Here is a 1,044-nt window from a genome sequence, read left to right on the forward strand (position 1 = left end):
ACGGCGTTGTTGATCAAATCGGCTTAAAGACCAACGACGCCATATGTGGACTCACCGTTAGTTTCGAACAGGCATACCTAGTCCTATGACTTTGTTTATAGCTTTGACATTCGCCATGATTTCTCCCACTTGAGCGTTATAACATCTCAAGCTCAATTTACCGCTGGTTAGTCCTTTATATCGAGACATTGCAGTCTCAGATATTGAGCGATAGTGATAACCCGACTCAGATTTCCACTCCGCTATTGTTCCGTTTTTCAGAGCCTTTACTGCTTCATTTCTGGGATGCCCATCTTCCCAAAGCGCCGCATTCTTTCGAGGCGGTATCAACGGAGTACTGCCTTTATTTTTCAGAGTCTCATAGCAACTTTTTGTGTCATACGCTCCATCGGCAGATACGGTATCTATCTTTCTACGTAAAGGGTTGAGTAATGTTGGCAGCACTTCGCTATCGCCAACACTTACAAGACTGACTTCTGCACTAATGGCCTCATGAGTTTCTACATCAACGGCTAAGTGCAGTTTGCGCCAAGTTCTGCGTTTTTCGGCGCCGTGCTTTTTCACCTTCCACTCACCTTCGCCAAAGACTTTGAGACCAGTCGAGTCAATAGCGATATGGCGAATAGCTCCTCTGGATTTGTTACGATATTTGACTTGAACTGTCTTCGAGCGTTTGCTGATACACGTGTAGTCTGGGGACGTCAGTCGAACCTCCAATAGCTCAAAGATAGAGTCGATAAAACCTTGAAGAGCACGTAATGGTAGAGAGAATATTCCCTTAATCATCAATGCAGTTTCAATCGCTGTATCAGAGTACTGGAAGCCTCTACCACGCTTACCATGATGGGTTTTGCATCGCCATGCATCTACAGCTGAATCATCTATCCAGAACGTAACCGAGCCCCGTTTACACAGAGCCTTATTGTACTCCGCCCAGTTAGTTATCTTCTTTTTTGCCTTACCCATGTCACCACCGCTCTAACCATCATAAAGGATCAGATCGCAAGACTCGAAAAAGGTTCAACTGATTTAGGCAACAACGCC

Annotated in this window: 1 protein-coding gene; it reads right to left on the reverse strand. The window is 45.2% G+C overall.

Annotated features, from left to right (window positions below; translation table 11 throughout):
• Window positions 1-57: 57 nt before the first annotated feature.
• On the reverse strand, window positions 58-966 hold the full coding sequence (locus tag Q8W40_RS27980) for an IS5 family transposase (RefSeq protein WP_305402105.1): 909 nt from the start codon (window positions 964-966) through the stop codon (window positions 58-60).
• Window positions 967-1,044 lie beyond the last annotated feature (78 nt).

Origin of the sequence: Vibrio penaeicida, from assembly GCF_030689305.1 — a bacterium.
Taxonomy (GTDB): Bacteria; Pseudomonadota; Gammaproteobacteria; order Enterobacterales; family Vibrionaceae; genus Vibrio; species Vibrio penaeicida_B.

What these genes read in the sequence shown, in the direction of transcription:
- Q8W40_RS27980 (WP_305402105.1), bottom strand. Translation starts at nt 966, where the DNA reads ATGGGTAAGGCAAAAAAGAAGATAACTAACTGGGCGGAGTACAATAAG.